This is a genomic window from Methylobacterium sp. PvR107 (assembly GCF_017833295.1).
In the GTDB taxonomy this organism is placed as follows: Bacteria; Pseudomonadota; Alphaproteobacteria; order Rhizobiales; family Beijerinckiaceae; genus Methylobacterium.
The window spans coordinates 1,647,383-1,672,713 of record NZ_JAFIBW010000001.1 but is presented as its reverse complement, the minus strand read 5'-3'; the positions used below and the strand labels follow the sequence as shown (position 1 = coordinate 1,672,713).

General features: G+C 67.9%; 27 protein-coding genes. 12 read left to right on the top strand and 15 right to left on the bottom strand.

What is annotated here, in order from left to right:
• Nucleotides 1-2: 2 nt before the first annotated feature.
• From JOE48_RS07730 to JOE48_RS07720, 3 genes are all read right to left on the bottom strand, one after another.
• A complete protein-coding gene (locus JOE48_RS07730; RefSeq protein WP_210029024.1) occupies nt 3-440 on the bottom strand; it encodes a GlcG/HbpS family heme-binding protein in 438 nt (145 codons plus the stop codon).
• A gap of 145 nt (nt 441-585) precedes the next feature.
• Nucleotides 586-1,620 carry an alpha/beta fold hydrolase gene (locus JOE48_RS07725; protein WP_210029022.1) on the bottom strand — a complete coding sequence of 345 codons (1,035 nt, stop codon included), beginning with the start codon at nt 1,618-1,620 and terminating at the stop codon, nt 586-588.
• 94 nt (nt 1,621-1,714) lie between these two features.
• The gene (locus JOE48_RS07720) at nt 1,715-2,779 is read right to left on the bottom strand and encodes a WcbI family polysaccharide biosynthesis putative acetyltransferase (protein WP_210029021.1); all 1,065 of its coding nucleotides are present in this window, start codon (nt 2,777-2,779) and stop codon (nt 1,715-1,717) included.
• 161 nt (nt 2,780-2,940) lie between these two features.
• Between JOE48_RS07720 and JOE48_RS07715 the strand changes: the two genes are divergently transcribed.
• The gene (locus JOE48_RS07715) at nt 2,941-3,357 is read left to right on the top strand and encodes a hypothetical protein (RefSeq protein WP_210029020.1); all 417 of its coding nucleotides are present in this window, start codon (nt 2,941-2,943) and stop codon (nt 3,355-3,357) included.
• Between the two features lie 641 nt (nt 3,358-3,998).
• Nucleotides 3,999-4,679 carry a hypothetical protein gene (locus JOE48_RS07710; RefSeq protein WP_210029019.1) on the top strand — a complete coding sequence of 227 codons (681 nt, stop codon included), beginning with the start codon at nt 3,999-4,001 and terminating at the stop codon, nt 4,677-4,679.
• Nucleotides 4,680-4,788: 109 nt separating this feature from the next.
• Here the strand turns inward: JOE48_RS07710 and JOE48_RS07705 are convergent, their stop codons facing one another.
• Nucleotides 4,789-5,643: a LysR family transcriptional regulator gene (locus JOE48_RS07705; RefSeq protein WP_210029018.1), complete on the bottom strand. Its 855-nt coding sequence runs from the start codon at nt 5,641-5,643 to the stop codon at nt 4,789-4,791.
• A gap of 95 nt (nt 5,644-5,738) precedes the next feature.
• Between JOE48_RS07705 and JOE48_RS07700 the strand changes: the two genes are divergently transcribed.
• Entirely contained in the window at nt 5,739-7,040 is a 1,302-nt protein-coding gene (locus JOE48_RS07700) for an aspartate aminotransferase family protein (protein WP_210029017.1), read from the top strand.
• Between the two features lie 43 nt (nt 7,041-7,083).
• Here JOE48_RS07700 and JOE48_RS07695 read toward each other — a convergent pair whose 3' ends face one another.
• Nucleotides 7,084-8,949: an ABC-F family ATP-binding cassette domain-containing protein gene (locus tag JOE48_RS07695; RefSeq protein WP_210029016.1), complete on the bottom strand. Its 1,866-nt coding sequence runs from the start codon at nt 8,947-8,949 to the stop codon at nt 7,084-7,086.
• Nucleotides 8,950-9,274: 325 nt separating this feature from the next.
• Here JOE48_RS07695 and JOE48_RS07690 point away from each other — a divergent pair, with 325 nt between their 5' ends.
• On the top strand, nt 9,275-10,336 hold the full coding sequence (locus tag JOE48_RS07690; protein WP_210029015.1) for an HD-GYP domain-containing protein: 1,062 nt from the start codon (nt 9,275-9,277) through the stop codon (nt 10,334-10,336).
• A gap of 24 nt (nt 10,337-10,360) precedes the next feature.
• On the opposite strand, the gene JOE48_RS07685 is transcribed toward JOE48_RS07690, so the two are convergent.
• The gene (locus JOE48_RS07685) at nt 10,361-11,275 is read right to left on the bottom strand and encodes a UDP-3-O-acyl-N-acetylglucosamine deacetylase (RefSeq protein ID WP_210029014.1); all 915 of its coding nucleotides are present in this window, start codon (nt 11,273-11,275) and stop codon (nt 10,361-10,363) included.
• Between the two features lie 244 nt (nt 11,276-11,519).
• Between JOE48_RS07685 and JOE48_RS07680 the strand changes: the two genes are divergently transcribed.
• The 4 genes from JOE48_RS07680 (at nt 11,520) to JOE48_RS07665 (ending at nt 15,027) form a co-directional block, all read left to right on the top strand.
• Nucleotides 11,520-12,206, top strand: a complete 687-nt coding sequence (locus JOE48_RS07680; RefSeq protein WP_192707616.1) for a Crp/Fnr family transcriptional regulator — start codon at nt 11,520-11,522, stop codon at nt 12,204-12,206.
• Nucleotides 12,207-12,210: 4 nt separating this feature from the next.
• Nucleotides 12,211-13,272, top strand: a complete 1,062-nt coding sequence (locus JOE48_RS31200) for an ABC transporter ATP-binding protein (RefSeq protein WP_210029013.1) — start codon at nt 12,211-12,213, stop codon at nt 13,270-13,272.
• A gap of 67 nt (nt 13,273-13,339) precedes the next feature.
• Nucleotides 13,340-14,257 (top strand): ABC transporter permease, encoded by a 918-nt coding sequence (locus JOE48_RS07670; protein ID WP_210029011.1) that lies wholly within the window; start codon nt 13,340-13,342, stop codon nt 14,255-14,257.
• The gene (locus JOE48_RS07665) at nt 14,254-15,027 is read left to right on the top strand and encodes an ABC transporter permease (RefSeq protein WP_210029010.1); all 774 of its coding nucleotides are present in this window, start codon (nt 14,254-14,256) and stop codon (nt 15,025-15,027) included. Before JOE48_RS07670 ends, JOE48_RS07665 begins: the two co-directional genes overlap by 4 nt.
• Nucleotides 15,028-15,218: 191 nt before the next feature.
• Here the strand turns inward: JOE48_RS07665 and JOE48_RS07660 are convergent, their stop codons facing one another.
• Together JOE48_RS07660 and JOE48_RS07655 are read right to left on the bottom strand one after the other, a co-directional pair.
• Entirely contained in the window at nt 15,219-16,682 is a 1,464-nt protein-coding gene (locus JOE48_RS07660; RefSeq protein WP_210029009.1) for a sodium:solute symporter, read from the bottom strand.
• Complete coding sequence (locus JOE48_RS07655; RefSeq protein ID WP_210029008.1) at nt 16,679-16,882, bottom strand: DUF3311 domain-containing protein; 204 nt, start codon at nt 16,880-16,882, stop codon at nt 16,679-16,681. The genes JOE48_RS07660 and JOE48_RS07655 overlap by 4 nt, the downstream gene beginning before the upstream one ends.
• A 193-nt stretch (nt 16,883-17,075) precedes the next feature.
• On the opposite strand from JOE48_RS07655, the gene JOE48_RS07650 reads away from it, so the two are divergent.
• Nucleotides 17,076-17,321: a hypothetical protein gene (locus tag JOE48_RS07650; protein WP_210029007.1), complete on the top strand. Its 246-nt coding sequence runs from the start codon at nt 17,076-17,078 to the stop codon at nt 17,319-17,321.
• Nucleotides 17,322-17,349: 28 nt separating this feature from the next.
• Here JOE48_RS07650 and ureG read toward each other — a convergent pair whose 3' ends face one another.
• The 6 genes from ureG to JOE48_RS07620 form a co-directional block, all read right to left on the bottom strand.
• Entirely contained in the window at nt 17,350-17,967 is a 618-nt protein-coding gene (ureG, locus tag JOE48_RS07645; protein WP_210029006.1) for an urease accessory protein UreG, read from the bottom strand.
• 9 nt (nt 17,968-17,976) lie between these two features.
• Nucleotides 17,977-18,690: an urease accessory protein UreF gene (locus JOE48_RS07640; protein WP_245252750.1), complete on the bottom strand. Its 714-nt coding sequence runs from the start codon at nt 18,688-18,690 to the stop codon at nt 17,977-17,979.
• The gene (locus JOE48_RS07635) at nt 18,653-19,150 is read right to left on the bottom strand and encodes an urease accessory protein UreE (protein WP_210029005.1); all 498 of its coding nucleotides are present in this window, start codon (nt 19,148-19,150) and stop codon (nt 18,653-18,655) included. Before JOE48_RS07635 ends, JOE48_RS07640 begins: the two co-directional genes overlap by 38 nt.
• A 13-nt stretch (nt 19,151-19,163) precedes the next feature.
• On the bottom strand, nt 19,164-20,891 hold the full coding sequence (gene ureC, locus JOE48_RS07630; protein WP_210029004.1) for an urease subunit alpha: 1,728 nt from the start codon (nt 20,889-20,891) through the stop codon (nt 19,164-19,166).
• Nucleotides 20,892-20,893: 2 nt separating this feature from the next.
• Entirely contained in the window at nt 20,894-21,514 is a 621-nt protein-coding gene (locus JOE48_RS07625; RefSeq protein ID WP_210029003.1) for an urease subunit gamma, read from the bottom strand.
• Between the two features lie 74 nt (nt 21,515-21,588).
• A complete protein-coding gene (locus JOE48_RS07620) occupies nt 21,589-22,602 on the bottom strand; it encodes a LysR family transcriptional regulator (protein WP_210029001.1) in 1,014 nt (337 codons plus the stop codon).
• A 95-nt stretch (nt 22,603-22,697) separates the two neighbouring features.
• On the opposite strand from JOE48_RS07620, the gene JOE48_RS31020 reads away from it, so the two are divergent.
• From JOE48_RS31020 to JOE48_RS07605, 3 genes are read left to right on the top strand one after another with little or no spacing between them, the layout of a single operon-like run.
• A complete protein-coding gene (locus tag JOE48_RS31020; protein WP_210029000.1) occupies nt 22,698-23,942 on the top strand; it encodes a GNAT family N-acetyltransferase in 1,245 nt (414 codons plus the stop codon).
• A gap of 8 nt (nt 23,943-23,950) precedes the next feature.
• The gene (locus tag JOE48_RS07610) at nt 23,951-24,550 is read left to right on the top strand and encodes a cysteine hydrolase family protein (protein WP_245252748.1); all 600 of its coding nucleotides are present in this window, start codon (nt 23,951-23,953) and stop codon (nt 24,548-24,550) included.
• A complete protein-coding gene (locus tag JOE48_RS07605) occupies nt 24,547-24,762 on the top strand; it encodes a hypothetical protein (protein WP_210028998.1) in 216 nt (71 codons plus the stop codon). Before JOE48_RS07610 ends, JOE48_RS07605 begins: the two co-directional genes overlap by 4 nt.
• Here JOE48_RS07605 and JOE48_RS07600 read toward each other — a convergent pair whose 3' ends face one another.
• Nucleotides 24,763-24,942, bottom strand: coding sequence for a hypothetical protein (locus JOE48_RS07600; RefSeq protein ID WP_210028997.1), 180 nt, complete (start codon nt 24,940-24,942; stop codon nt 24,763-24,765).
• Nucleotides 24,943-25,331 lie beyond the last annotated feature (389 nt).

The window sequence follows — 25,331 nt, the reverse complement described above, 5'->3', positions numbered from 1 at the left end:
GGTCAGGCGCCGGTCTCCGGAACCAGACCGGCCGCCTCAATCCCCGCAACCGCGCAGATCTCGTCATTGTCCGACGTGTCGCCGGAGATGCCGATCGCGCCGAGGAGGCGTCCCGCGCCGGAGCGGATCAGGACGCCGCCCGGGACCGGGACCAGGGCGGCAGGGCCAGCCAGATGGGTCACGGCCGCCACGAAATACGGCTGTGCCTCCGCGCGGGCATGGATCGCGCGCGAGCCAAGACCCAGCGCCAGGGCGCCGTTGGCCTTGCCGGAGGCGATCTCGGCGCGGCGCAGGGAGGTTCCGTCCTCGACGCAGACGGCTTTCAGCGCGCCGCGGGCATCGTAGACGACGACGGCCAGGGGCTTCAGGTTGCCGGCCCGCGCCTCCCGAAGGGCGGTATCCACGATCGTGCGGGCGGCCTCTAGAGTCAGGTCGAGCATCGGATTCCCGTACAGGCGCCGCACGGTGCAGCGGTCACTTCCTTACGGGATCGTGGTGTCGGCGGTCCACCACGCGCAATTGCTGCACCATGATGCCGATCAGCTCCGCGTCTTCTCGGCGGTGTCGTCCGGCCCGGCTACAGGATCAGCCGGGTTGACTGAAGCGCGCCGCGCCGAGCTCCGCCAGGAACGCGTCAAAGCCCGCCGTGACCGCGTCCGGCTGCTCGAAATGGGGGAAGGCGCCGGTCGGCAGGGTCTCGACGCGCCAGTTCGGCCGGTCGGCGACGCGGGGTACCAGCCGGTAATCGACGAAATCGCCGCGCACGCCGTAGACCATCCAGACCGGCAGGCGCAGTTGCTCGTAGAGGCGGGTCGCGTCGGTGGGAAACAGGTGTCCGGCGATGAAGCACCACGGCGCGTGCTCCGCGCCCGGCTGATGCGCGGAGGCATAATCGTAGTCGAGCAGGTCCTCGTCGATGTCAGGCGAGCCGAAGGTCTTCTGGAGGAAGAAACGCATGCTCGGCCGCGTGATCAGGGCATCGAACAACGGCCGGCCGAAGGGTGGCCGGTCGAGGGCATCGCGCAGCCAGTCACGCCCGCGATGTCCGTCCGGCGGACCCTCGCCCGAGAGTCGCGCATCGAAGCCCGTCGGGCTGATCAGGGCGAGGCTGCGGTAGGCGTCGGAGCGCTCCAGGCTGGCGCGTGCCAGGAAGGAAGCGGAGAGCGACAGGGCCAGGGCATCGATCGCACAACCGCCGTGGCGTTGCCGGATCTCGTCCACCGCCGCATGGATGGCCTCGACCATCAGGCGCGGCGTGTAGCGGCGCCGGGACCGTTCGGAGAAGCCGAAACCCGGCAGGTCGAGGGCGTAGACCGGGCGGCGGCTCCGGCAGTGGAGATAGAGCGGACGCACCTCGTAGGCGTTGGCCGCCGCATTGATCGAGTGGATCAGCAGGAGCGGCACGCCCTCCGCCTCCGCGACGCTGTACAGCGAGAGACCCCCGGCGCGCCGGCTCATGATCCGCTCGTGCCGGCCGGGCAGGGCGGGCGGCAGCGGCATGTGCCGGTCCACCCGCAGACGGCTCCAGGCGACGAGGCCGGCGGCCGTGCCGAGGAGGGTCAGGCCCGCTGCGGCCGCGAAACGGCCCGCACGATTCTGGTCCCGGGACTGCAGGCTCATGGGGCACCTCGCCTCGATCCCGCGCGCTCAAGCGGTGCGCGACAACGCCGAAGAGGCAGGGAAGTGCCCGGCCTGAACCCGAACGTTCGCCGATCTAGGAAGCGTGGCCGGCGAAGCTTCCGGCGTTCACGGCCGGGACACGGGCCGCGGCGCGGGTGGCGGCATCGCTGCGGCCCGCCGCGTCGCGCATGAACTCGACGGTCGGCGGATCGTTGCGCCAGCCCTGGACACGCTGAGAGATCAGCAGGCTGCGCTCGCGGCGTTCGTAATTCGCGAACGAGGCCGCCACGAACTCGGCCCGGCTCATGGTGCGGGCCGGGCCGGACCGGCGCGTCTCCGCCTTGAAGAACAGGGCGCTGCCGGGAATGCCGAAGTGCTGCGCGATCTCGGGATAGACTGGCCAGCTGCCCTGGCCGCCAAGATCGTCGGGCAGGAAGGCGTCGAGATCGCATTCCTCGAACGAGATCCCGGCTTTCGTCAGCAGGCCGCGGGCGAGGTCGGCGACGACGTAGAGCTTCGTGTGGTTGATCGAATGCATGAAGCAGCCGCGCCGCGCCCAGCGCGTGAGATGCGTGTCGAGGTCGTAACCCGCCTGCACGCCCAGGCTGCGCAGATAGGACACCGACTCGTCCCAGAGGTCGTAATAGCCGAGGCGCTCGAAGACCGGCTCGGCGAAGAGCCGGAGCGCCTGGGCCTGCGAGAAGCCGGACAGGTAGGCGAACAGCGTGATGGCCGAATGCGAGTGGCCCATCGGCCCGGAGATCAAGCCGTTCAGGGTTACGTGATCCTGCACGCCGACATGGACCAGATCCGGATGATAGGCGCTGAACACGATGGTCGGTATCAGCCGGACCTTCGGATGCGTCCGCAGCGTGTCGATCGTGCCGCCACCCTTGAAGCGGGGCAGGTAGATGCTGGAGAAGACGTGGTCATACCCGTCCGCGTGCGCCATCAGGTCGGCGAGGCGCGGAAAGCGGCGGGCGGCCGAGAACGCCGAGACGAAATCCACCTGCGCGTTCGGCAGAAGGTAGCGCATAGCCTTCGCGATGGACCCGGCCTGGCACACGCCGATCACGAGGATGCGCGGGGAGCCGGTCCGCTTCTTCCCGAACTGCGCGAGCCGGTGCCGCGCGCGCCAAAGGCTATCGACGGTCAACATGCCGCTTCTCTCGCATGTCCGCGGGCGACGGGCAAACGGGACCGGCCGAGCCTATGCGGAAATCGCGGCCCGATGACCGATAGAAACCGCTTTTGGTGGCGGTGTCCGCCTTGCATCCCGCAAGCCCTTCACGCCGAAGAGATCAAACGTGCAGGATGGGCGTGACTTCGACGGCAATGCCGGCCGCGATCACCGAGATCGAGCGGGCGACGCTGCGCAGGATCACCGCGCGCATCCTGTCGTTCCTGATTGTCGCCTACTTCGTGATCTTCGTCGAACAGGTGAATGCCGGCTTCGCGGCGTTGCCGATGAACCACGATATCGGCCTGTCGGCCGCGCAACGCGGGCTCGTCGGCCTCCTGCTCTACGTGACCTATGCCCTGTGCGAGGTCCCGAGCAACCTCGCCGTGGAACGGTTCGCCGCCCGAATCTCGAAGGCCCAAATCATGATCACCAAGGGCTGGGGGAGCTACCCGCTCGGGCTCCTGCCGCCGGTCGTGCTTTCGGGAGCCGGCTGCCTGCTAGTCCTCGGTCTCGGGCAGGGACGCGCCCCAGCCGCTCGACCGTCTTGGATATGAACGGCTTCGCGTGCTGAGGATGATCGGTCGGCAAGATTAGCATCTGCCGATCCATGCCGAATGACAGATTGGTGGAGACGGCGTGTTCGAACGTGACGAGAAGTTAATGCCTGAACGTCCCGATATTTTGCGTATCCTGAAAGATTAGTTGATACACTGAGCCTCCCTGTTGACGATCTGTGCTTGGATATGCATTGTTGAGTCCATAGAGCATGAAGCTCAAACACGGAGCAGCCGCGGGCATGATGGCCGTTGGTTGTCCTACGTTCGAGGCGTCCGTCGCTCTTTTCCCTTCGCAATCAGAATAATGACGTGTGTCCGCCCGCACGGACCCGCATTTTCTTGGCCGGGCCAGTGCGCTTTCACGTTACTTCGAGTCTGCGCTCGAAACGGCGTGCACGGTGATCGGACCTTACAGAACTGACACGCGAGACCGGCTTTGGATCATAACAGGCACACTATTGATCGCGCGTGCTAAATTTTCGAAAATATACCTGGCCAGCCAGCTGTATCGCGCCAAAATGCACATGACCCAAGATGAGATCTGTATCGACCAGGGGGTTATATTTTGAAGGATTGCGGCTTGCGTCGTGGCGAGGGCATCGGGTTTCGCATCGGCTCCAATGGCTGGAGACTCTGAGATGGATCACTTATTTCCGGCGGCTGCGCTTTCCGGGACCGCACTGAAAACACCGCATTTCGAGCACGCCGCGCTGCCCCTCACCAAAGAGGTCAATCCGAGTGTGCCCGTCGCCCTCGATCCTCGGTCGATCCTCACGCTGTCGCCCGAGGTTGCCGGAGCCGTGCTGTCGCTGGTCGAGGCGAAAACGCCGGCGGTCGCGGCGGCCGATTTCGATGTCCGGTTTGGTCGTGGACCGCAGGTCACCGGTTCTGTGATGGCGAGTGCGGTGGCAACGACGCCCGTCGTGTCGCCGGAAACGACGAAAACGACCGCCGCCGCAAACCGGAACTGGAGCGAGGACGTGCGGCTCGACCATACGCAGTTCCGAAAGGTCGGGGTGGACACGTTCGTTCGATACGACAATCCGCGCGTGATGGCGGCCTGGAGCGCCGCATTCCCGAACATCGCAGGGCGGAAATTCCGCGGCCAGCAGCTTGCGGATGCCGATTTCAAGACCGCCCTCAGCAAGATTGCCGCCGATGGCGGCTTCAATGGGCTTGAGAAGGATATCTATCTGCTCTGCAACGACGTGCATTTCAAGATTTTCAGCGAGAATCATCCTGAGACGCACATCAACTGGATCAATGTCGATAACGATGACATTATACTGTTCTGGCCACTGGATACCGACCAGAAATAAGCCCGGTTCCGCGATCCGGCATCGTGTGTTCGCGATGGCCTGATGCCGGACCCGCCGCCCGCTTTCTCGCGCAAGATCCTGCCTTCCGGCTGGGGTGGGTTTGGTCTGTTCAGAGCACGGGCAGGATGGCCCTGAGATGCGCGGCGAAGGCTCGCGTCAGAGGCGAGGCACGCCGCGCGTCCAGGCGGATCGTGAGGCCGATCGCGGGCAAGCTCGGCAATCCGCTCGCGCGGGACTGGATGCGCAGGTCAGGCGGCACCGCGGCGCGGGTCAGCACGGCGACGGCCTGACCGGACCGGGCCACGGCGAGGAGGCCGGAAAGACTGCCGCTTGCGTAAGCGAGCCGGTAGGCTTGCCGAACACGGCCGAGGGCCGCAAGGGCCGCCTGATGATCGAGCGTGTCGGGGTCGCCGAGCGCAAGCGGCAATGGGTCCGGCCAATGCGACGGACCGTCCCGTGCGGCGACCCAGACGAGTTCCTCGCGTCTGAGGATTTCCCGGTCGGCACCGAGGGGCATCGAGATCAGCGCAAGGTCGAGACCGCCTCGGTCCTGGCGCTCGACGAGACGCGGCGTCGCGGCGCAGACCACCTCGATCGCGGCAGCCGGATGATGTTGCGCGAAGCCGCGCAGGAGCGCCGGCAGGAAGGCCTGCGCGTAATCGTCCGGGCATCCGAAACGCAGGCTTCCGATGAGGCTCCGGCCCGACAATTCGGCCACGGCGTCATCGTGCGAGACCAGGATCCGGCGCGCATGGACCAGAAGGCGCTCACCCTGCACGGTCAGCAGCACGCCGCGTCCGGTTCGTGTCAGAAGCGGCTGATCGACCAGCGCCTCGAGGCGCTTCATCTGCATGCTCAGGGCAGCCTGGCTGCGGCCGACCCGCTCCGCGGCCCGACTGAGGGCGCCCGTTTCCGCCACGACCGCGAAGCTGCGCAGAAGGTCGATATCCAGGAGGGTGGGCATAAGGATACCTGAACTCTCGGTTCAGCACTATAAGCTACAAAGCGCGGTGATCCGGTCCTAGCATGGCTGAGCTGAGCCATCGAGCAGGACCGATCATGACGCGGAACGCGGACGCGGATTTCTGGGACCGGGCGCGCCGGCATCTTGTGCGGTACGGCGGTGTCTTCGCCCCCCTGATCATCGAGAAGGCGGCCGGCAGCTTCGTCTACGATGCCGACGGTCGGCAGATCCTCGACTTCACCTCCGGCCAGATGAGCGCGATCCTGGGCCACGGCCACCCCGAGATCGCCGCCGTGGCCGCGCATCACGTCAGCCATCTCGATCACCTGTTCAGCGGGATGCTGAGCCGGCCTGTCGTCGATCTCGCGACGGAGCTGGCCCGGCTGGCGCCGGGCCGCCTCGAACGATCGATGCTGCTGACTACGGGCGCCGAGGCGAACGAGGCTGCCCTGCGCATGGCAAAGCTCGCCACCGGCGGCTGGGAAGTGGTGAGCTTCGCTCAGTCCTGGCACGGCATGACGGCCGGCGCCGCCTCAGCCACCTACAGCGCGGGCCGCAAGGGCTACGGCCCGGCCCCGGCCGGGTCGTTCGCGATCCCGGCGCCGAACGCCTATCGTCCGACCTTCGAGCGGAACGGCTGCCCGGACTGGCAGACGGAGCTGGATTACGCCTTCGCGCTGGTCGACCGGCAGTCGACCGGCAATCTCGCCGCGTTCCTGGCCGAGCCGATCCTCAGTTCCGGCGGCATCATTGCGTTGCCGTCCGGCTACCTCGCCGCGTTGAAGCGCAAATGCCTGGAACGCGGCATGCTCCTGATCCTCGACGAGGCGCAGACCGGCATCGGCCGCACCGGCCTGATGTTCGCCTGCGAGCGGGATGGTGTCGTGCCCGACATCCTGACGCTCTCGAAGACGCTCGGCGCCGGTTTGCCGCTGGCGGCGGTCGTGACCACGCCGGAGATCGAGGATCTGTGCCACGACCGCGGCTTCCTGTTCTACACCACGCACGTCTCCGACCCGCTTCCGGCTGCGGTCGGCCTCAAGGTCTTGGAGATTGTCCAGCGCGACGGTCTGGTCGCCCGCGCGGCGCAGGCCGGCGCCAGGCTTGCGTCCGGGCTTCGCGCCCTTCAGGAGGGCTTCGACTGCATCGGCGATGTGCGGGGCCACGGCCTGCTGCAGGGCGTGGAGATCGTCGCCGACCGGAGCACGAAGCGGTCGGCCCCGGAATTGGGCGACGCGATCACCCGACGCTGCCTGGACCTCGGCCTCAGCATGAACATCGTGCAGCTGCCCGGCATGGGCGGGGTCTTCCGCATCGCGCCGCCCCTGACAGCGAGCGATGCGGAGATCGACCTCGGTGTCGACATCCTGGGGCGGGCCATCGCGAGCTCGGTCTGAGGCCGCGCCGCGTCGTCGCTGCATGCGCGAGGACGTCTGTGCGTCAGGCCGCCTCGATCTCGGCACTGACTGTGAGCCATTCCTCCTCGGCGGCCGCGAGCGCGCTGGCGGCGTCCGACCGCATCTTGGCGATCTCGCCGGCCTTGGCGGCGTTCTCCCGGAAGGCGGAGCCATCCTCCAGCGCCGCGTCGATCTTCTCGATCGCGGCGGTCAGTTTCGCCATGCGCGCCTCGATCGCCTCCAGGCGCTTGCGCAGGGGCGCCAGGGCCGCGCGGCGCTCGACGCCGGCGCGGCGCGCCTCGGCTTTCTGGCCGCCGGACGTTTCGGGTTCGCGCTCCGACTCCCGCTCCGGGCCGGACAGCACGAACCGGCGGTAATCGTCCATGTCGCCGTCGAAGGTCTTCACCGTGCCATCCGCGACCAGCCACAGCCGGTCGGCGCAGGCCTCGACCAGGAAGCGGTCGTGGGAGACGAGAATGACGGCGCCCTCATAGTCGTTGATCGCCTCGACGAGGGCCTGACGGCTCTCGATATCGAGGTGGTTGGTCGGCTCGTCGAGGATGAGCAGGTGCGGTCCATGGAACGCTGCGAGCCCCATGAGCAGGCGCGCCTTCTCGCCGCCCGAGAGCTTCTCAACCGGCGTATCGGACTTGTTGGCGCCGAAGCCGAGGCGGGCCGTCGCGGCGCGGACCTTGGCCTCCGGCACGTCTGGCATGAGCGTCCGGACATGCGCGTAGGCGCTCTCGGCCGGGCGCAACTCGTCGAGCTGGTGCTGAGCGAAGTAGGCGACCTCCATCTTGGAGGAGCGCCTCATCTCGCCGGCAAGCGGCCCGAGCCGGCCGCCGATCAGCTTGCAGAAGGTCGACTTGCCGTTGCCGTTGGCGCCGAGAAGCGCCACCCGGTCGTCCGGGGCGAGGCTGAGATCCAGGCCCGTGAGCACGATGCGGTCGCCGTAGCCGGCCTTGACCCGGTCCATGGCCACGATCGGCGGCGAGAGCGGTTTCTCCGGACTGGGCAGGTGGATCACCGGCACGTCGTCCTCGAGCAGGGCCGCGATCGGCTCCATCTTGGCGAGGCGCTTCATGCGCGACTGCGCCTGCCGCGCCTTGGTGGCCTTCGCCTTGAACCGGTCGATGAAGCTCTGGAGATGCGCCCGCTCGACGTCCTGCTTGGCCTTGGCCTTGGCTTGGAGAACCCGCTTCTCGGACAGCTGCTTGGCAAAGCTCGTGTAGCCGCCGCGGTAGATCGTCAGCTTTCCCCGGTCGAGATGCAGGATGTGATCGACGCTGGTATCGAGGAGATCGCGGTCGTGGCTGATGATGATCGCGGTGCGCGGATAGCGCTCCAGATAATCGTAGAGCCAGAGGGTGCCCTCGATGTCGAGGTAGTTGGTCGGCTCATCGAGCAGCAGCAGGTCCGGCTCCGAGAAGAGGACCGCGGCGAGTGCCACTCGCATCCGCCAGCCGCCTGAGAAGTCGGAGCAGGGCCTTGCCTGGGCGGCTGCGTCGAACCCCAGCCCATGCAGGATCGCGGCGGCGCGCGCCGGCGCCGAATGCGCGCCGATATCCACGAGGCGGGTCTCGATCTCGGCGCGGCGCAACCCGTCAGCGTGCTCCGCCTCTTCCATGAGCCGGGCGCGCTCCGTGTCGGCCGCGAGCACGACGGCGTGCAGGGTCTCGGGGCCGGCGGGGGCCTCCTGCGCGACGGCGCCGATCCGCATGCCCTTGGGCAGCGCGACGGATTTCGCATCCACCGGCAGATCGCCCAGGATGGCCTTGAACAGCGTCGTCTTGCCGGCGCCATTGCGCCCCACGAGACCGACGCGGGCGCCCTCCGGGATCGCGAACGTCGCGGCGTCGAGGATCAGGCGGTCGCCGATGCGATAGGAGAGGTCGTTGACGCGCAGCATGGCGGCCTTCTGGCCGTCCAGGCGCGGCGAGGCAAGCGCTGCTTACGCGGCGTGCCGACGCTTCGCGCGCCGCAAGCATTGGGTGGTCATCACGCCTGCGCACGGCACGGGAAAAGCCTAGGTTCGGCTCCGATCTTAACGGAATGGCATCGATCCGGAAGCGAATGTTGGACAGTGCAACAGTGATCGAGCGGAACTGATCGTTCCTTTCGTCTGGTTGCAGACATGCGGCTGAGATCATCGCATCGCGAACCGTCGTGCGCTGGCGGGCCGTGGGGTGCGCAATTCTTACGCTCGGGTCGGAGCGTATGGCGGGAGCGAAGTCTTGGGACGGACACTGATCCTGACCGACGATCTGGGCCGCGCCGAGCGTCTTGCGCGCAACCTCGGTGCGGACGGACACACAACGCTTCACGACCTTTACGGCGAAGCTGCGCCTCCCGCGGGTGCGGACCTGATCATCAGCGACGTGAGCGCGCTGACGTCGGAATCCGTGCGGCGCCTGCGTCAGGCGCTCGCGACCGTGCGCGGTCCAGCGACACCCTTTCTGGCCCTAATCCACGGCAATCTCGGTCGCGGTGAGATTCAGGCGACCGCTCTCGGTGCGACCCGGATCCTGCCGGCCTCCGTGGCGAGCGCGATGCTGATGAACGCGGTTGCGACATTGACCAACGCCCGAGCGCCAGCGCCGGTAGGCACGTTGCGATCCCAGGCCGGCGAAGCCCGGGATGCGTTCGCCCTCATGTTCCGCGCCGATCGCGCGCCGGCGCCCGCCATCGTGGATACCGGCGCCGCCCTGGTGAACCGGGCGGTCCGCGAGTCCAAGATCCGCGACTGGCTCAGGGTGGTCGCGAGCTTCGACGACGTGACGCATCGGCACTGCCTGAGCGTCGCCGGCCTCGCCGCCGCCTTTGCGGGGACGCTGGGCCTCAAGGAGTCCGATTCACGTCATCTGGTGAAGGGTGCGCTGCTGCACGACATCGGCAAGGCCAAGATCCCCCTGGCGATCCTGAACAAGCCGGCGCCCCTGACGCTCGAGGAACGGCTGGAGATGGACCGACACCCGGTGCTCGGCCACGGCATGCTCCTGGATGGAAATTACGACCCCCTGACCCTGTCGGTCGTCCGCTCCCACCACGAGTATCTCGACGGCTCGGGTTACCCCGACGGCCTCCGCGGTCGGGACATTCCCGATCTGGTGCGGCTGATCACGATCTGCGACATCTTCGCGGCGCTCATCGAGGCGCGCCCCTACAAGGCACCAAAATCCGTGCACGAGGCCTATGCGATCCTGGAGCGCATGGGCCCTAAACTCGACACCGACCTCGTGCGCGCCTTCAGCCCTGTCGCCGTTGCCTGCGAGACGCCCGTTCGCGCCACGGCCTGAGAGCGCGCCGATCTGTTGGGACGGTCAGCCCAGAACCCAGGCCGTGGTGTCGCGCATTAAGGCCGCGACCAGGGCATGGTTCAGCTCATGCCCCGTATGAAACGCGGTGATCCGTCCCTCGATCGGATGACCCGCCAGGGCGAGATCGCCGATGAGATCCAGAATGCGATGTCGGACCGGCTCTCCCGGCATGCGCATCCCACCGAGCACCCGGCCGCGCACCAGCAGCGCCGCCGAACGGGGCGATACGCCCTGCAGAAAGTCGTTCTGCATCATGTAGCCGTAGGCCCGCCCGGCCATGGCCCGGACGTATCGGCCGAAGCTGCGCGCGGGTGCGATCTCGCGCTCGAAGCTGTCCGGCGTGATGGCACCCGACCAGTCGATCGATCCGAAATGCGCCAGCGCGATGTGGCCGGTCACGTGAAGGCCGGCACCGGGCCTGACCTCCAGGCGACGCTCGCCGTGTTCCACCGCAACGGCACGCTGGACCCGGATCACCCGGCACGGTCGTCCCTGCTCGCTCCGTCGCGCGGCCCGGATCGCTTCGCACCACGGTGCGGCGCTGCCGTCGAAGATCGGCAGTTCGTCCGCATCGATTTCGGCGATGACGTTATCGATGCGCAGCGCGCTCAGCGCAGCCATCAGATGCTCGATCGTCCGGACCAGAACGCCGTCGCGCCGGAGCGCCGAGGAGAGCGGCTGGGACTCGCGGAATTGCCATTGCGCCGGCACCTCCACGACTCGCCCATCCTTCAGGCGGCGTCGGAACACGATGCCGTGGTCTGCCGGCGCCGGGCTGACGCGTACGGTCGCGTGCCGACCGGAATGCAGGCTGCAACCGGAGCGCTCGAACGGAGCGGCCAGCGTGGCCTGCAGGCGCGGCGCCGTCGTGTCGACCGGGTCGCGGTCCGTGTGCTCAACTTTAACGTCTCGGTGCATAAAAAAGGCCCGCCGCAGCGGGTCAGGCATTTAGCCCTGATACCTGATCCACGCTAATAAACTCCTGTTCAACCGCGCGCGGCTTGACCGGCCAGCGCGCGACGGTCACGATCACCTCTGCCCAATCGATCGAGCATCGCCTTTGCGATGTTGGCTTCGCTGTGCGGGCTGCTCCCGTCCCCCGATCTGCTAGCCAGCACCCGTCAGGGCAGGGACGGAGGCCGGAGTTGAGGGAACACGATCGATGGCGCGGTTGGGGACGATACCCTTCTTCAAGGATCCGGGCATCGAGCTCAGCACCTATGAGGCCCGCTGCCATTGGCGGCGTTTCGACGAGAACGAAGTCCTCGTCGACTTCGACGACATCTCCACCGACGTCTATTTCATCGCCACCGGCGAAGTCCGCATCCTGAACCGGACCCAGTCGGGCAAGGAAGTGATCCTCGGCGAGATGCGGGGCGGCGCCTTTTTCGGCGAGCTGGCGGCCATCGACGGGATCGGCCGCTCGGCCAATGTCACGGCGCTGACCCGCGGTGAGGTCTGCGTCGTTCCGGCCGCGGTGTTCCGGCAAATGGTCTTCGCCTCGGAAGCGATCGCGGACCGGCTGTTCCGGTTGCTTGCCAAGCGCGTGCGCGAGCTGAACACCCGGCTGATGGAGCACGCGCTGCTCGACCTCAAGCACCGCCTCTATGCCGAATTGCTGCGCCTCTCGGTCCCGCGCACTGGCGCCTCCGGCGAGCGCGTCGTCTCGCCGCCGCCCTACCACCATGTCCTCGCAGCCCGGATCGGCTGCCGCCGCGAGCAGGTCACCCGGGAATTCACCGCCATGGCCGCGGAAGGACTGGTCGACAGAACCCGCGGCGCGCTGGTCCTGCGCCGGCCGGACCTCCTCGAAGCGCGCGTCGCCGAGGCGCTGCGCGAGGATTCCTGATCCCTTGTCGGGTGCGCCGGCGCCGCGCCTGCGGCTTCAGGAGCTGAGCAAGCGCTTCGGCACCCATCACGCCGTCGACGCGGTGACGCTCGACCTCGAGCCCGGGGAGTTCTTCTGCCTGCTGGGGCCGTCCGGCTGCGGGAAGAGTACTCTCCTGCGCATGATCGCGGGCTTCGAGGCGCCGACGGACGGTCGCATCTGCCTCGGCGACCAGGACCTCACCGGGCTGCCGCCGCATCGTCGCCCGGTGAACATGATGTTCCAGTCCTACGCGCTGTTCCCGCACATGAGCGTGGCGGCCAATATCGCCTACGGTCTGAAGGGGTTGGGTCGGCATGCAGCCGCGACGCGGGTGGCGGATCTGCTGCGCCTCGTCCGCCTCGACGGCTTTGGCAGCCGCCGTCCCGAGACCCTCTCGGGCGGTCAGCGGCAGCGCGTTGCCCTGGCCCGGGCGCTCGCCCGTGAGCCCAAGGTGCTGCTCCTCGACGAGCCTCTCGGCGCCCTGGACCGCGGCCTGCGTGAGGAGACCCAGGGCGAGTTGCGGTCCGTGCAGCGACGCCTGGGCACCGCTTTCGTGGTCGTGACCCATGATCCCGAGGAGGCGATGATGCTCGCCGACCGGATCGGCGTCATGGAGGCGGGCCGGCTCGTCCAGGTCGGCCCGCCCGCGGAACTCTACCGCCGGCCGGCCAGCCGCTTCGTGGCCGGATTGCTCGGCGACGTGAACCTCATCGCCGGCACGCTCGGCCCCGAGGGGCCCGACGGCACCCGCGCGGTCCAGACGGCCTACGGCATGGTGCACGGAATCGCCCGAGCGCCGCTTGCGGACGACGCCGCGGTGGTGGTCGCCGTCCGGCCGGAGGACGTCGTTCTCGGGGGGCCGGAGGGGCTGCCGGTCGTGGTCGCGGACGCGACGTTTCTGGGCGACCGTCTGCGCCGGACTTTGCGCATGCCGGACGGCACGACCCTGCGGGCCAGCGGTCGACCTGCGGAGGCGGGCCACCCGGTCGGTTCGGACGCGCGCGCCGGCTTCTCGGCCGGGGACGCGGTGATCCTGCCCGCATGAGCGCGTCGGTGATCAGGCGCGAGTGGCCCGTTGCAATCCGGTCTTCCGCATCCGGCGCGCCGCCGTCATGAACGGCAGACCCCGCACCGTGTTCGAACGGATCGTCCGCCTGCCGCCCCTCGTCTGGCTGTCGGTGTTCTTTCTCCTGCCCTTCGCGATCACGCTGAAGATCAGCCTGTCCGAGCCGGCCACCGCAATCCCGCCCTACCTGCCGCTGCTCGACTGGCGAGCCGGAATCGAAGGCTGGTCGACCTTTCTCGAAGCCCTGAACCTCGACAATTACGCGACGCTCTATCTCGACCCGCTCTATCGCGATGCCGCGCTGGGCTCGCTCAGCTATGCGGCCTTCGCCAGCCTGATCCTCGTGGCGCTCGGCACACCGCTCGCCTACGCCCTCGCGCGGGCACCGTCGCGCTGGCAGCCGCTCCTCGTCGCCCTGGTGGTCGTGCCGTTCTGGACGAGCTTCCTGATCCGCATCTACGCCTGGATCGCGATCCTCAAGCCGGAGGGTCTGCTCAATCTCGTTCTCCTCCGCTCTGGCCTGATCGCCGAGCCGCTGACGATCCTCAACACGGATGCGGCGGTGATCATTGGCCTCGTCTACGCCTACCTGCCGTTCATGGTGCTGCCGCTCTACGCGGTGATGAACCGCCTCGATCCCACCCTTCGCGAAGCCGCTGCTGATCTCGGCGCGTCGCCGACGCGGGTGTTCTGGAGCGTCACCCTGCCGCTCAGCCTACCCGGCATCGCGGCCGGCGCCGGCCTGTGCTTCATCCCGATGGTCGGCGAGTTCGTGATCCCGGATCTGCTCGGCGGCTCCGAGACCCTGATGCTCGGCCGGGTGCTGTGGAGCGAGTTCTTCTCGAACCGCGACTGGCCGCTCGCCTCGGCGGTCGCCGTGCTGATCCTGCTCATCGTCATCGGACCGGTCATCCTGTTCCGCGACAGCCTGCGTGCCGGCGAAAGCGAGGTCGGGGGGCCATGACCTGGGTCACGCGCACTGCCCTCGTGGCCGGGCTCTGCTTCCTCTACGCTCCGATCCTGGTGCTGATCGGCTACTCGTTCAACGCGTCGCCCCTCGTCACGGTATGGGGCGGCTTTTCCGGCCGCTGGTACGGCGCGCTGTTCTCCGACGCGCCCCTGCTTGCAGCGGCCTGGGTCTCGTTGAAGGTCGCGATCCTGTCGAGCCTCGTCGCGACACTCCTCGGCACACTGGCGGCCCTGGTCCTTGAGCGGCACGGCCGGTTCCGTGGCCGTTCCCTGTTTACGGGCCTCGTCTTCGGGCCGATCGTGATGCCCGAGGTGATGATCGGCCTGTCGCTGCTGCTGATGTTCATCGGCATCGGCCTGGATCGCGGCATCCTGACGATCGTCATCGCGCACGCCACCTTCTGCACCGGGTTCGTCGCCGTGGTCGTCGCGGCGCGGCTGCGGGGCCTCGACCGGTCTCTCGAGGAGGCGGCCGCCGACCTCGGCGCGACGCCGTTCCATGTGCTGACGACTGTGACCATGCCGTTGCTGGCACCCTCGGTCGCGGCCGGCGCACTCCTCGCCTTCACCCTGTCCCTCGACGACCTCGTCATCGCGAGCTTCGTCTCGGGCCCGGGCTCGACGACGCTGCCGATGCGGCTCTACAGCCAGGTTCGCCTCGGCGTGAATCCCGAGATCAACGCCGCCTCGACGCTGCTGGTCGGGCTCGTAAGTGCGGCCGTACTTCTGGCCTCCTGGCTGACCGCCCGGCGCGGACAAGCCTGACATCCGCGCAGGCTGGGCGAGGTCCATCCGAGCGACGCGGGGCCAGAACCGACGATTCCGCGCGGGTGTCGTCGCTGAGCGCGGAGCGAAGCAATCCAGTGTCGCGCCGCGGTCATTGAGGGGTCGCGCTGCCCCGGGTCAATTCGCGGCGCTCTTGATGACGGTGACTATCTGTCGACCGGGAAGCCGTCTCACTCCGCCGCCCGCGCCCGCGCCGTCGATCGGGCGCGGGTCGCCTGCGTCACCGCTGCGGTCACCAGCAGATTCACCACCAGCGCCACGATGCCGACATTGACGTCCTGAAGCGGCCCCAGGAAAGGCAGACTGGAAAGGCTGAACCCGCTGACGACAGTGACCGCCACCGTGGCCACACCCGCGACGATCCCGGCCATGGCTGCGCGCCGGTCCAGCGGATTGCGTCGCATCAGGCTCGTGATGAAACAGGGGAACAGCTGGGTCACGAAGTTGTAGCCCATCAGCAGCAGCTGAACGATCGTGTCGCCGCCGCTGAGGGTGAAGCCGACGCAGATCAGCGCCAGCACCGGCACGAGGATCTTGCAGAGCCGCGCCGTCGCGGCATCGTCCATGGCCGGCCGCAGCGGCCGGACGAGGTTGTTGGCGATCAGCGTCACGCCGGCAATCAGGATCATCGAGCCGGGCACGAGGGCGGTGAGCACGCCGGTGGCGCCGATGACCCCGATGAACCAGGGCGGGAAGCTCTGGAGCGAGAGCTTGAACAGGGACAGATCGACGTCCGGCCCGGTCAGGCCGGGCACCTGCAGCACGGCGGTGAAGCCGATCATGAACACGAAGAGGTTGATCAGCTGGTAGATCGGCAGGATCACGGCATTGCGCCGAAAGGCGGCGGGCTCCCGCGCCGTGTACAGCGACGCGAAGGTGTGCGGCCACATGTAGCCGCCCAGCGCGGTGAGCAGGACCGTGCTCGAGAACCAGGTCGGGCTCTGGCCCTTCGCCGGCAACGCCAGGAAGCCGGGCTTGGCGGCTTCGATCGCTCCGAACAGGCCTTCATAGCCGCCGTAATAATGGATGGGCAGGTAGATCCCGAGAAAGATCACCAAGACGAGGATGCTCGTGTCCTTGATGACCGCCGTCCAGGCCGAACCGTGGACGCCCGAGACGACCACGTAGGCCGTCAGGGCCGCGGCGCCGATCCAGACCGCGCTGGTCGAGGAGAGCGCACCGTAGGACGCGGTCGAGACGATGATGCCCAGGCCCTTGAACTGGAGGACCAGGTAGGGAACGAGGGCGACGATCCCCACCAGCGCCACCAGGATCCCGAGCGCCCGGCTCCCGTACTTGCGCGCGAAGAAATCCGGCTGCGTGTAGAGGCCGTGCTGCTTGGCGTAGCGCCAGACGGGCGGCAGCATCCAGTACGAGGTGATGTAGGCCAGGGTCAGGTAACAGAGGATGTAGTAGGCCGGACCGCCCTTGTCGTAGGCGATGCCGGAGCCGCCCAGGAACGTGAAAGTGGTGTAGATCTCGCCGGCCATCAGCAGGAAGACCAGGACAGTGCCGAAGCCGCGGCCGCCGACCGTCCACTGCTCCAGACCCATCTCCCGACCGAGGCGGGCATAGAGCCCGAGGCCGATCGCCAGGACGAAGCCGGCCGCCACGATGATCAGCGCGATGCTCATCGCCGATCCTCCGGGGCACGGTTCTCAGGATCGGTGAGATAGATCAGGGCCATGATGGCCGATGTCCCGAGCACACAGAACACCAGCCACGCCAGAAGCAGCGGAAGGCCGAGGACGAAGGGTTCGACCCGGTTCAGGAAGAAGGGGCCGACCAGCACGCCGATAAAGGGCAAGGCCGCGAGCCACCGCAGATTTCGCATGCGCGATACCGTTTATGGTGTCCGATATCGCGGGTTGAATCAGTCATGGCCGGCTGTCAATCGAACCGGGGCCTGCGGCGGCTACGACCGGCGCGTGGCCGCGCGGTGCGCTGGCGCACACGGCCCAGCTTGAGGCGAACATAATCTCGGGTGGTCGCCGGACCGCGTGGCGGCTCCATCAGGGACCCTCGCCATGACACGCACTCTGACTATCCTGGCGGCGGCCGCGCTGTTGGCCCTGCCGATGGCGCAAGCCGAGGCTCGCTCGACACGGGCGCAGGTCAGGACCCAGTCCGCCAAGATCCAGAGCAATCCGGCGATCAAAGCGCGGCAGAACGCGATGAACGATTTCAGCGCGCGCATGAGCCGTCTTGACGCGCTGATGGGCGTGCCGACGACGACCTCGGTGCGCTCACGGTCGGCCGAGGCCGGCCGCTAGTGCGACGTGGCGGTCTCGGCCGTCCGCGTCAGCGGCCGAGACCGCCCGCCTCTTCGACGAAGCGCGCCACGGCGTCCGCTCCGGCACCGGACCGCAGGGACGCGAAGACGTAGGGACGCGCGCCGCGCATCCGCTGCGTATCGGCCTCCATGACCGACAGGTCGGCGCCGACCAGCGGCGCGAGATCGGTCTTGTTGACGATTAGCAGGTCGGAGCGGGTGATGCCCGGACCGCCCTTGCGCGGGATCTTCTCCCCCCCGGCCACGTCGATCACGTAGAGCGTGATATCGGCGAGCTCCGGCGAGAACGTCGCCGCGAGGTTATCCCCGCCGGATTCGATCAGCACCAGATCGAGCTTCGGGAAGCGCCGGTTCATCTCGGCGACGGCCGCGAGGTTGATCGAGGCGTCCTCGCGGATCGCGGTATGGGGACAGCCGCCGGTCTCGACACCGAGGATGCGCTCCTCGGGCAGGGCGCCGGCCACGGTGAGGATGCGGGCATCCTCCTTCGTGTAGATGTCGTTGGTGATGGCGCAAATCTCGTAGCGGTCTCGGAAGCGCTTGCAGAGCTGCTCCATCAGGGCAGTCTTGCCGGACCCGACGGGTCCGCCGATCCCGACGCGAAGAGGGCCGTTCGACGAGGTCATGCTGCGCACTCAGGATCGAAAGATGCGGGAATACTGGGTCTCGTGCCGGAAAGAACCGAGATCGAGCCGAAAGGTGGCGGCGCCAAGGACGTCGAGATCCGCGTCGTGGGCTTCATCCGCGAGGGCCACGACCCGCGGGGTCAGGGCGGCGATGACCCGGGTCCCGGCCGCCTGACCGACCGGTGCCGCCCGAAGGGCCGCCGACACGAGGTTCTGCACGAAGGCCAAGCCGTAAGCTGCAAGGACAGGCGGGAGCGCCATACCATGGGTGCCGGCCGCAGCCCCGACGGCAACCGCATAGGCGATCGGTCCCGGCAGATGCTCCGCGAGGGCCGCTAAATTCGGATCGGGCCATGCGCCGAGCGTCGCATCGAGGAAGCTCCGCCCCTGCTGACTTGTCTCGAGATGCAACTCGCGTGACGGGGCGAGGGCGAGGGCGAGGTCGTTCAGGTCGGCGACCGCCTGCGCGGCGCCGCGCCGCGCGGCCCTGTGGGTCTCGGCCGCGAGGATCAGGTCATTGCGCAGCGCGCCGCGCGCGCACACGTCGCCGAGCCACGCCAACAGGGTCGCCTCGTCGCGGACGTCGCCCGCCTCGACGGCCCATTCCAGGCCGTGCGAGTAGGCGTAGGCGCCCACCGGATAGCCCGGCGACAGCCACGCCATCAGGCGGAGCGCGTCGAGGGTCTCAGCCGTCGGCATGGTGGTGATGGTGACGGTCGTCATGCGGGTGATCGTGGCCGTGCGCGTGGCCACCGGAATAGGCGCCGCCTTCGGGCCGGAACGGGCGCTCCACCGCCTCGGCGCTGCCTCCGAGACCCCGGACCATCTCGGCGAGCACGTGGTCATAGGCGATCCAGACGGCATCCGCGCCGATCTCGGCCGGGATGTGCCGGTTGCCGATGTGCCAGATGAGGCGCTTGAGCGCGTGATCGTTCGGCGCACGGATCTCCAGCAGGCGCTCAGGCGCCGCCTCGATCCAGACGAGGCGGCCGTCCTCGAGGATGAGGGCGTCGCCATCGTCGAGAATGGTCGATTCCGGAAGATCGAGGAGGAATCCGAGGCCGCCGAGCCCGCGCATGGCGACGCGGCGGCGATGTCGGTCGCCGTGGTCGAGAACGACGCGGTCGACGATCTCGCCGCCGGATAGGCCGTCCCGGCGGAGGATGCGGGTGGCGCGGATCATCGGATACGCGTCCTCAAAACAGGAAGTAGCGCTGCGCCATCGGCAACACCTCGGCCGGCTCGCAGACCAGGAGTTCGCCGTCGGCGCGGACGTCGTAGGTCTCGGGATCGACCTCGATGACCGGTGTCGCGTCGTTCAGCACCATGCTCTTCTTCGAGATGCCGCCGCGGACGTTCTCGACCGCGACGAGTTCCTTCTGCACGCCGAGCCGCGCGCGCAGGCCATCGTCGACCGCGGCCTTCGACACGAAGGTGAGGGCCGTGGCGAAGGGCACGCGGCCGTAGGCGCCGAACATGGGCCGATAATGCACCGGCTGCGGCGTCGGGATCGAGGCGTTCGGATCGCCCATCGGTGCGGCCGCGATGCTGCCGCCCTTGAGCACCAAGTCCGGCTTCACGCCGAAGAAGGCCGGCGTCCACAGCACGAGGTCGGCGAGCTTGCCGGGTTCCACCGAGCCGATGTGCCGGGAGATGCCGTGCGCGATTGCGGGGTTGATCGTGTACTTGGCGACGTAGCGGCGGGCCCGCAGGTTATCGGTGCCGGACGCGTCGCCCGGCAGCGCGCCCCGCTGGCGCTTCATCTTGTCGGCGGTCTGCCACGTGCGGATCACGACCTCGCCGACCCGGCCCATGGCCTGGCTGTCGGACGACATCATCGAGAGCGCGCCGATATCGTGCAGGATATCCTCGGCCGCGATCGTCTCGCGCCGGATCCGGCTCTCCGCGAAGGCGAGGTCTTCCGGGATCGACGGGTCGAGATGGTGGCAGACCATGAGCATGTCGAGATGCTCGTCGATCGTGTTGCGCGTGTAGGGCCGTGTCGGGTTGGTGGAGGATGGGAGCACGTTCGGTAGCCCGGCCACCTTGATGATGTCGGGCGCGTGGCCGCCGCCGGCGCCTTCCGTGTGGAAGGCATGGATGGTCCGGCCCTTGAACGCCGCGATCGTGTCCTCGACGAAGCCCGATTCATTGAGCGTGTCGGTGTGGATCATGACCTGGATGTCGTGGGCATCGGCCACCGACAGGCAGGTGTCGATCGCGGCCGGTGTCGTGCCCCAGTCCTCGTGCAGCTTCAGCGCGCAGGCGCCGGCCCGGACCATCTCGACGAGGCTGTCCGGCCGCGACGCGTTGCCTTTGCCGGCGAAGGCAAGATTCATCGGGAAGGCGTCGGCCGCCTCGATCATCCGGGCAATGTGCCAGGGGCCGGGCGTGCAGGTGGTGGCGAAGGTGCCGTGCGCGGGCCCGGTGCCGCCGCCGAGCATCGTGGTCACGCCCGAGCACAGCGCCTCCTCGATCTGCTGCGGGCAGATGAAGTGGATGTGGCTGTCGAAGCCGCCGGCGGTCAGGATCTTGCCCTCGCCGGCGATCACCTCGGTGCCTGGACCGACCACGATATCGACTCCGGGCTGGACGTCCGGGTTGCCGGCCTTGCCGAGCCTGAAGATCCGGCCGCGGACGATTCCGACATCGCACTTCACGATGCCCCAATGGTCGAGCACGACGGCGTTGGTGATGACCGTGTCGACCGCGCCGCCGGCATTCGTCGTCTGGCTCTGGCCCATGCCGTCGCGGATGACCTTGCCGCCGCCGAACTTCACTTCCTCGCCGTAGGTGGTGAAATCCCGTTCGACCGTGATCTCCAGGCTGGTGTCGGCGAGGCGGATGCGGTCGCCGACCGTGGGGCCGAACATGTCGGCGTAGGCGGCGCGCGGCAGGCTCGCGGGCTTCGGCGTGTTGGCCATGGTCAGAGCTTGCCCATCACGTCGCCGCGGAACCCGTAGACGGTGCGTCCGCCGGAGAGCGGCACCAGCGCGACTTCCCGGGTGGATCCCGGTTCGAAGCGCACGGCGGTGCCCGGCGCGATATCGAGGCGCTTGCCGCGGGCCTGCGCGCGCTCGAATACGAGGCCCGGATTGACCTCGAAGAAATGGTAGTGCGAGCCGACCTGGATCGGCCGGTCCCCGACATTGGCGACTTCGAGGACGGTCCGCTCGGCACCCGCGTTGAACACGATCTCGCCGGGCTGGGTCGTCACCGCACCCGGCACATCGGCGGAGGCCGCGCCGCGGATCGGGTGATGGACGGTGACGAGCTTCGTGCCGTCCGGGAAGGTGGCCTCGACCTGGATGTCGTGGATCATCTCGGGGACGCCCGCCATCACTTGGTCTGCCGTGATCACGGTTGCACCGGCCTGCATCAGCTCCGCCACGGTTCGGCCGTCCCGCGCGCCCTCGACCACGAAGTCGGTGATCAGCGCCACGGCCTCGGGATGGTTGAGCTTGACGCCGCGCGCCAAACGGTTCCGTGCCACTTGCGCCGCCATGGCGATAAGCAGCTTGTCCTTTTCGCGGGGCGTCAGCAGCACGGCAGACCTCGTCGTTGCGGCCGTGGGAGCAAGGATCATGCGCGCCGCGCGGTCAAGGTTGCCGAAACCGCGCGTTACCGTTCCATTCCGGCGAACCCGCCGAACAAGTCGGCGGCAGCGCCGCCCTTGATCGCTGCCGGGAGATCCCGCGGGTGGATGAAGGTATCGCGAAACCAGGGATACCGGACCGGATCGAAGCTGGCGCGGATCCAGTCGATCGCCCGGCGCACCCGATCGATCCGCTCGGCATCCGGGTGGTAGGTCAGCCAGATATCGAAGCCCAGCTGAACGAGACCATCGATCGGAACCAATCGAGCGCCGATCGCCGATGCGTAGGTCGGCAGCCAGCCGATTCCGGCGCCGTTGGCCACCGACCAGTAATGGGCGCTGCTGACGTTCGTCTTGAGCGTCACGTAGCCCGATTGCGGCATGCCCGGCGTATGCCGGTCATATTCGGCCATGCTCACCGTCTGCCCCGACACCTGGAGCACGATCCGGTGCCGCGCCGCATCCTCAATGCTGGCCGGCACACCGTAGATGTCGAGATAGCTCCGGGCCGCGAAGGCCATCACGTGCAGCCGCCCGAGCTTGACCACCTTCAGGTCCGGATTGACCGGCCGGACCAGCTGGACCGCGATCTCCGCTTCGAGCCGCGCGACGTCTGCGGGGTCCATCGTGCAGCGCAGATCGACGACGAGCCGCGGATTTGCCCGCTGGAACTCGACGAGCCGCGGCGCGAGCCAGAAGGTTCCAAGCCCCTCGGTGACCGCGATGCGCACCTCGCCGGCCGGTGTGGCCGAGACCGCATCCCGGGCGCGCAGGACCGAGTAGGCGGCCGCCTCCATCGATTGCGTCGCCGCCAGAATGCTCTCGCCCTCCGCAGTCAGCCGGATCCCGTCGGCATGGCGAGTCAGCAGCGTCATGCCGAGCCGAGCCTCCAGATCGTCGATCCTGCGGCGCAGGGTGTTGATGGAGAGGCCCACGACGTTGGCGGCAGCGCGAAAGCTGCCCCGCCGGTCGAGCTCCAGAAAAAGCCTTAGGTCCTGCCAATCCGGCATACCGGTATCGAGCACAGGGACGTGTTCCATCTGTGAGACCCCCATACTTCATTTTTTGCACAGACGCAGGTCTTCGGCCATGCGAAGCCGGTCGTCATTCGCAATGAAGCGCGGAAACCGACGCGATGACCGTCCATGTGACTCCGCCCGATACCGCACCGGATTTCGATGATGGACGCGCCACACGGCACGACATCATCGACCTGAGATCCGCACGGCTGGCGCGCCACCTCGTGCTGTTCACGCCGATGCCGGCCGATCTCGAACGCCTCTTGGACGAGACACGGCGCGCGCTTCCCGGCGTCGCGGACGTCTCGGTGGTCCGCCGCGTCATGACAGCCAACCCCGATACGGTCTTCGCGATCGCCCGGCGCGAGCACTACGATTCGCTGTCACCGAGGGGCGAGGGCCTGACGGCGATCCTCCCGCTGAACGAAGCCGGGATGGCTGCGCTCCTCTCTGGCACTTTCGACGCGAGCGATCCGGATACGCGGTTCATCGCCCGGCAACACGAGCGGCCGGCTGGCATCTATCTCTGGGTGATCCATGCCCGCGGGCGGCTTGCCGCGGCTGTCGCCCTGATGCTCCAGCGGATCTCCACGCCCCTATGCGGTGAGGTCGACCTCTATGCGCGCGCCGCGACGGCCGAGGGTGCCGACTACCTTGCCGGGATGGGCTTCACCAAAGGCGCTTCCTGGAACGGCCAGCGCGCATCCGGGCTCTACATGTTCCGCCGGTCGAAGCCCGCCGAGCGGCTGCCGCCTTACGACAGCCACCGGCCCGGCGGGACCGGGCCGAGCGTCGCGGTCGCGCGCAGCATGGAGGATCTCTCCCGCGTCATCGCCCTGCGCGCCGCGGTGTACATGGCGGAGCAGGCCTGCCCGTACGAGGAGGAATTCGACGGCAACGATCTCTCGGCCACGCACCTGATCGGCTACATCGGTGACGAGCCCGCGGGTTGCCTGCGGATCCGCTTCTTCGCCGATTTCGCCAAGATCGAACGTCTGGCCGTGCGGGCGGAGCATCGCAACACGCGCATGGCCTTCGCGCTCGTCCGGGCCGGGATCGAACTCGCGCGGGTGAAGGGCTATCGGCGCCTGTACGGACACGCGCAGAAGCGCCTCGTCGGCTTCTGGAGCCGCTTCGGCTTCCGGGTGTTCGAGGGCGCCCAGGAACTGGTGTTCTCGGATTTCGACTATGTCGAGATGCTGATGGAGGCCGAACCGCATCCGCAGGCGATCGGGATCGGCGTCGATCCTTACGTCATCATCCGCCCCGAGGGCCGCTGGCACCGGGCCGGCGCCCTCGATCGCTCACGGACGCGGGCGGTCACCCGGCCCTCCGTGGATCAGAGGGCGGCAGCGCGATGATCCGCCCGATGAATCCCGCGCTGTATCGCCGGCCGCGCAGCGTGCCCATCCTGGTGCTGGTCGACATGCAGCAGGAATATGAGGTCGCGGGGCGGCCGCTCGCCCTGCCGGAGATCGCCCCGGCCCTGGAGAATTGCCGCCTCGCCCTCAACCATGCGCGCGAGAGCGGGATCCAGGTCGCCTATGTGCGCTGGATCGGCGCCCCGCTGTTCCAGGCCGGCACGCGCTTCGCCCGATGGATCGAGGGGTTCGAGCCGCAAGGCTGCGACATGATCTTCGATCGCGACCGGCCCTCCTGCTTCGCCAGCCCTGCCTTCGCCGACGTGATGGAGCGCGGCTGCCCGCCCCTCGTCGTCGCGGGCTTTGCCGGCGAGGCAGCCTGCCTCGCCACCGCCGTCGACGGCTACCACCGGGGGCAGGAGGTCACCTTCCTCGCCGATGCGTCCGCGAGCCACGACATGGACGGCATCGCCGCCGCCGACATCCATCGCTCGATCAGCGCGGTGATGCGCTCGTTCGCGGATGTGACCGACACGCATTCCTGGATCGCCGCGTCCTCACCCTTCAGGCCAATCGCGGCCCTCTCGATGCCGAATGCACGCCCATGACCGACCGACGTCAACGCGACCGGGCCACCGGCTACCGGTGGCCCGAGACGGATGAGGTTGAGCAGCGGCTCGGACGCCACGCAATCGCTCTGCTCCAGGCGGCGCGCGACGCGGGCGATCCGATGCTGATCGCGCAGGCGGAAGCGATGGCGATGGCGGTGGGCTTTGCTTTGGCCGCGCGCTCACCCGACCTCGGCGCGCGCGAAGACTGATCAGGCCGCGTCGTCCTCGCCACCGATCAGCTTCATGGTTCGAAGGCGCGCCAAGCGCTCGTCCTGCGCACGCCTGTCCGCCTCGAGGGCGAACCACAGGGCCTCGATGTCGGACCTGTGCTGCGGATCGACCGCATGCGCGCCGTCGCTGACCGATGCGGTTTGATCGAAGGCGTTCATCCTGAAAGTCCCGCGCCTTGAGATGCGGCCCGGTATCAGGACATCGATCAAGCAGTCCAGGCACCGATCGGTCGATCTTGAACAACCGGCTGTGATCGTCACCCATGACAGCGATGCCACTGCCGGCAAGTAAGCTGTGCAATCTCTCCCACATCGCGAGCATCAGACAGTCGCGGCGACATGTCCGGAGCGGCTCTACGCGCAAATAGTCCGGCTGTGATTTAGCTATCTCGACAGAATGGACCGATATTTCCATTCGATCTAATTGCCCATTTTCTTTACAGACTTTACGGTCTCAATCGGCGGGCGCGCGACACTGCCGGCGTCGTTTGACGTTCTGCTGTAGAAACATCTCGGACACTGATCCGTGCCAAACCTCCGCCTCGCCG

Bases quoted from the DNA above. Each gene is read 5' to 3' on its own strand.
- JOE48_RS07650 (WP_210029007.1), top strand. From the start codon at position 17,076: ATGACACGCACTCTGACTATCCTGGCGGCGGCCGCGCTGTTGGCCCTG.
- JOE48_RS07610 (WP_245252748.1), top strand. From the start codon at position 23,951: ATGAATCCCGCGCTGTATCGCCGGCCGCGCAGCGTGCCCATCCTGGTG.
- JOE48_RS07680 (WP_192707616.1), top strand. From the start codon at position 11,520: ATGGCGCGGTTGGGGACGATACCCTTCTTCAAGGATCCGGGCATCGAG.
- JOE48_RS07730 (WP_210029024.1), bottom strand. From the start codon at position 440: ATGCTCGACCTGACTCTAGAGGCCGCCCGCACGATCGTGGATACCGCC.
- JOE48_RS07705 (WP_210029018.1), bottom strand. From the start codon at position 5,643: ATGCCCACCCTCCTGGATATCGACCTTCTGCGCAGCTTCGCGGTCGTG.
- JOE48_RS31020 (WP_210029000.1), top strand. From the start codon at position 22,698: ATGACCGTCCATGTGACTCCGCCCGATACCGCACCGGATTTCGATGAT.
- JOE48_RS07695 (WP_210029016.1), bottom strand. From the start codon at position 8,949: ATGCTGCGCGTCAACGACCTCTCCTATCGCATCGGCGACCGCCTGATC.
- JOE48_RS07660 (WP_210029009.1), bottom strand. From the start codon at position 16,682: ATGAGCATCGCGCTGATCATCGTGGCGGCCGGCTTCGTCCTGGCGATC.
- JOE48_RS07635 (WP_210029005.1), bottom strand. From the start codon at position 19,150: ATGATCCGCGCCACCCGCATCCTCCGCCGGGACGGCCTATCCGGCGGC.
- JOE48_RS07640 (WP_245252750.1), bottom strand. From the start codon at position 18,690: ATGACGACCGTCACCATCACCACCATGCCGACGGCTGAGACCCTCGAC.
- JOE48_RS07605 (WP_210028998.1), top strand. From the start codon at position 24,547: ATGACCGACCGACGTCAACGCGACCGGGCCACCGGCTACCGGTGGCCC.
- JOE48_RS07685 (WP_210029014.1), bottom strand. From the start codon at position 11,275: ATGCACCGAGACGTTAAAGTTGAGCACACGGACCGCGACCCGGTCGAC.
- JOE48_RS07600 (WP_210028997.1), bottom strand. From the start codon at position 24,942: ATGAACGCCTTCGATCAAACCGCATCGGTCAGCGACGGCGCGCATGCG.
- JOE48_RS07665 (WP_210029010.1), top strand. From the start codon at position 14,254: ATGACCTGGGTCACGCGCACTGCCCTCGTGGCCGGGCTCTGCTTCCTC.
- ureC (WP_210029004.1), bottom strand. From the start codon at position 20,891: ATGGCCAACACGCCGAAGCCCGCGAGCCTGCCGCGCGCCGCCTACGCC.
- JOE48_RS07710 (WP_210029019.1), top strand. From the start codon at position 3,999: ATGGATCACTTATTTCCGGCGGCTGCGCTTTCCGGGACCGCACTGAAA.
- ureG (WP_210029006.1), bottom strand. From the start codon at position 17,967: ATGACCTCGTCGAACGGCCCTCTTCGCGTCGGGATCGGCGGACCCGTC.
- JOE48_RS07670 (WP_210029011.1), top strand. From the start codon at position 13,340: ATGAACGGCAGACCCCGCACCGTGTTCGAACGGATCGTCCGCCTGCCG.
- JOE48_RS07725 (WP_210029022.1), bottom strand. From the start codon at position 1,620: ATGAGCCTGCAGTCCCGGGACCAGAATCGTGCGGGCCGTTTCGCGGCC.
- JOE48_RS07620 (WP_210029001.1), bottom strand. From the start codon at position 22,602: ATGGAACACGTCCCTGTGCTCGATACCGGTATGCCGGATTGGCAGGAC.
- JOE48_RS07655 (WP_210029008.1), bottom strand. From the start codon at position 16,882: ATGCGAAATCTGCGGTGGCTCGCGGCCTTGCCCTTTATCGGCGTGCTG.
- JOE48_RS07720 (WP_210029021.1), bottom strand. From the start codon at position 2,779: ATGTTGACCGTCGATAGCCTTTGGCGCGCGCGGCACCGGCTCGCGCAG.
- JOE48_RS07700 (WP_210029017.1), top strand. From the start codon at position 5,739: ATGACGCGGAACGCGGACGCGGATTTCTGGGACCGGGCGCGCCGGCAT.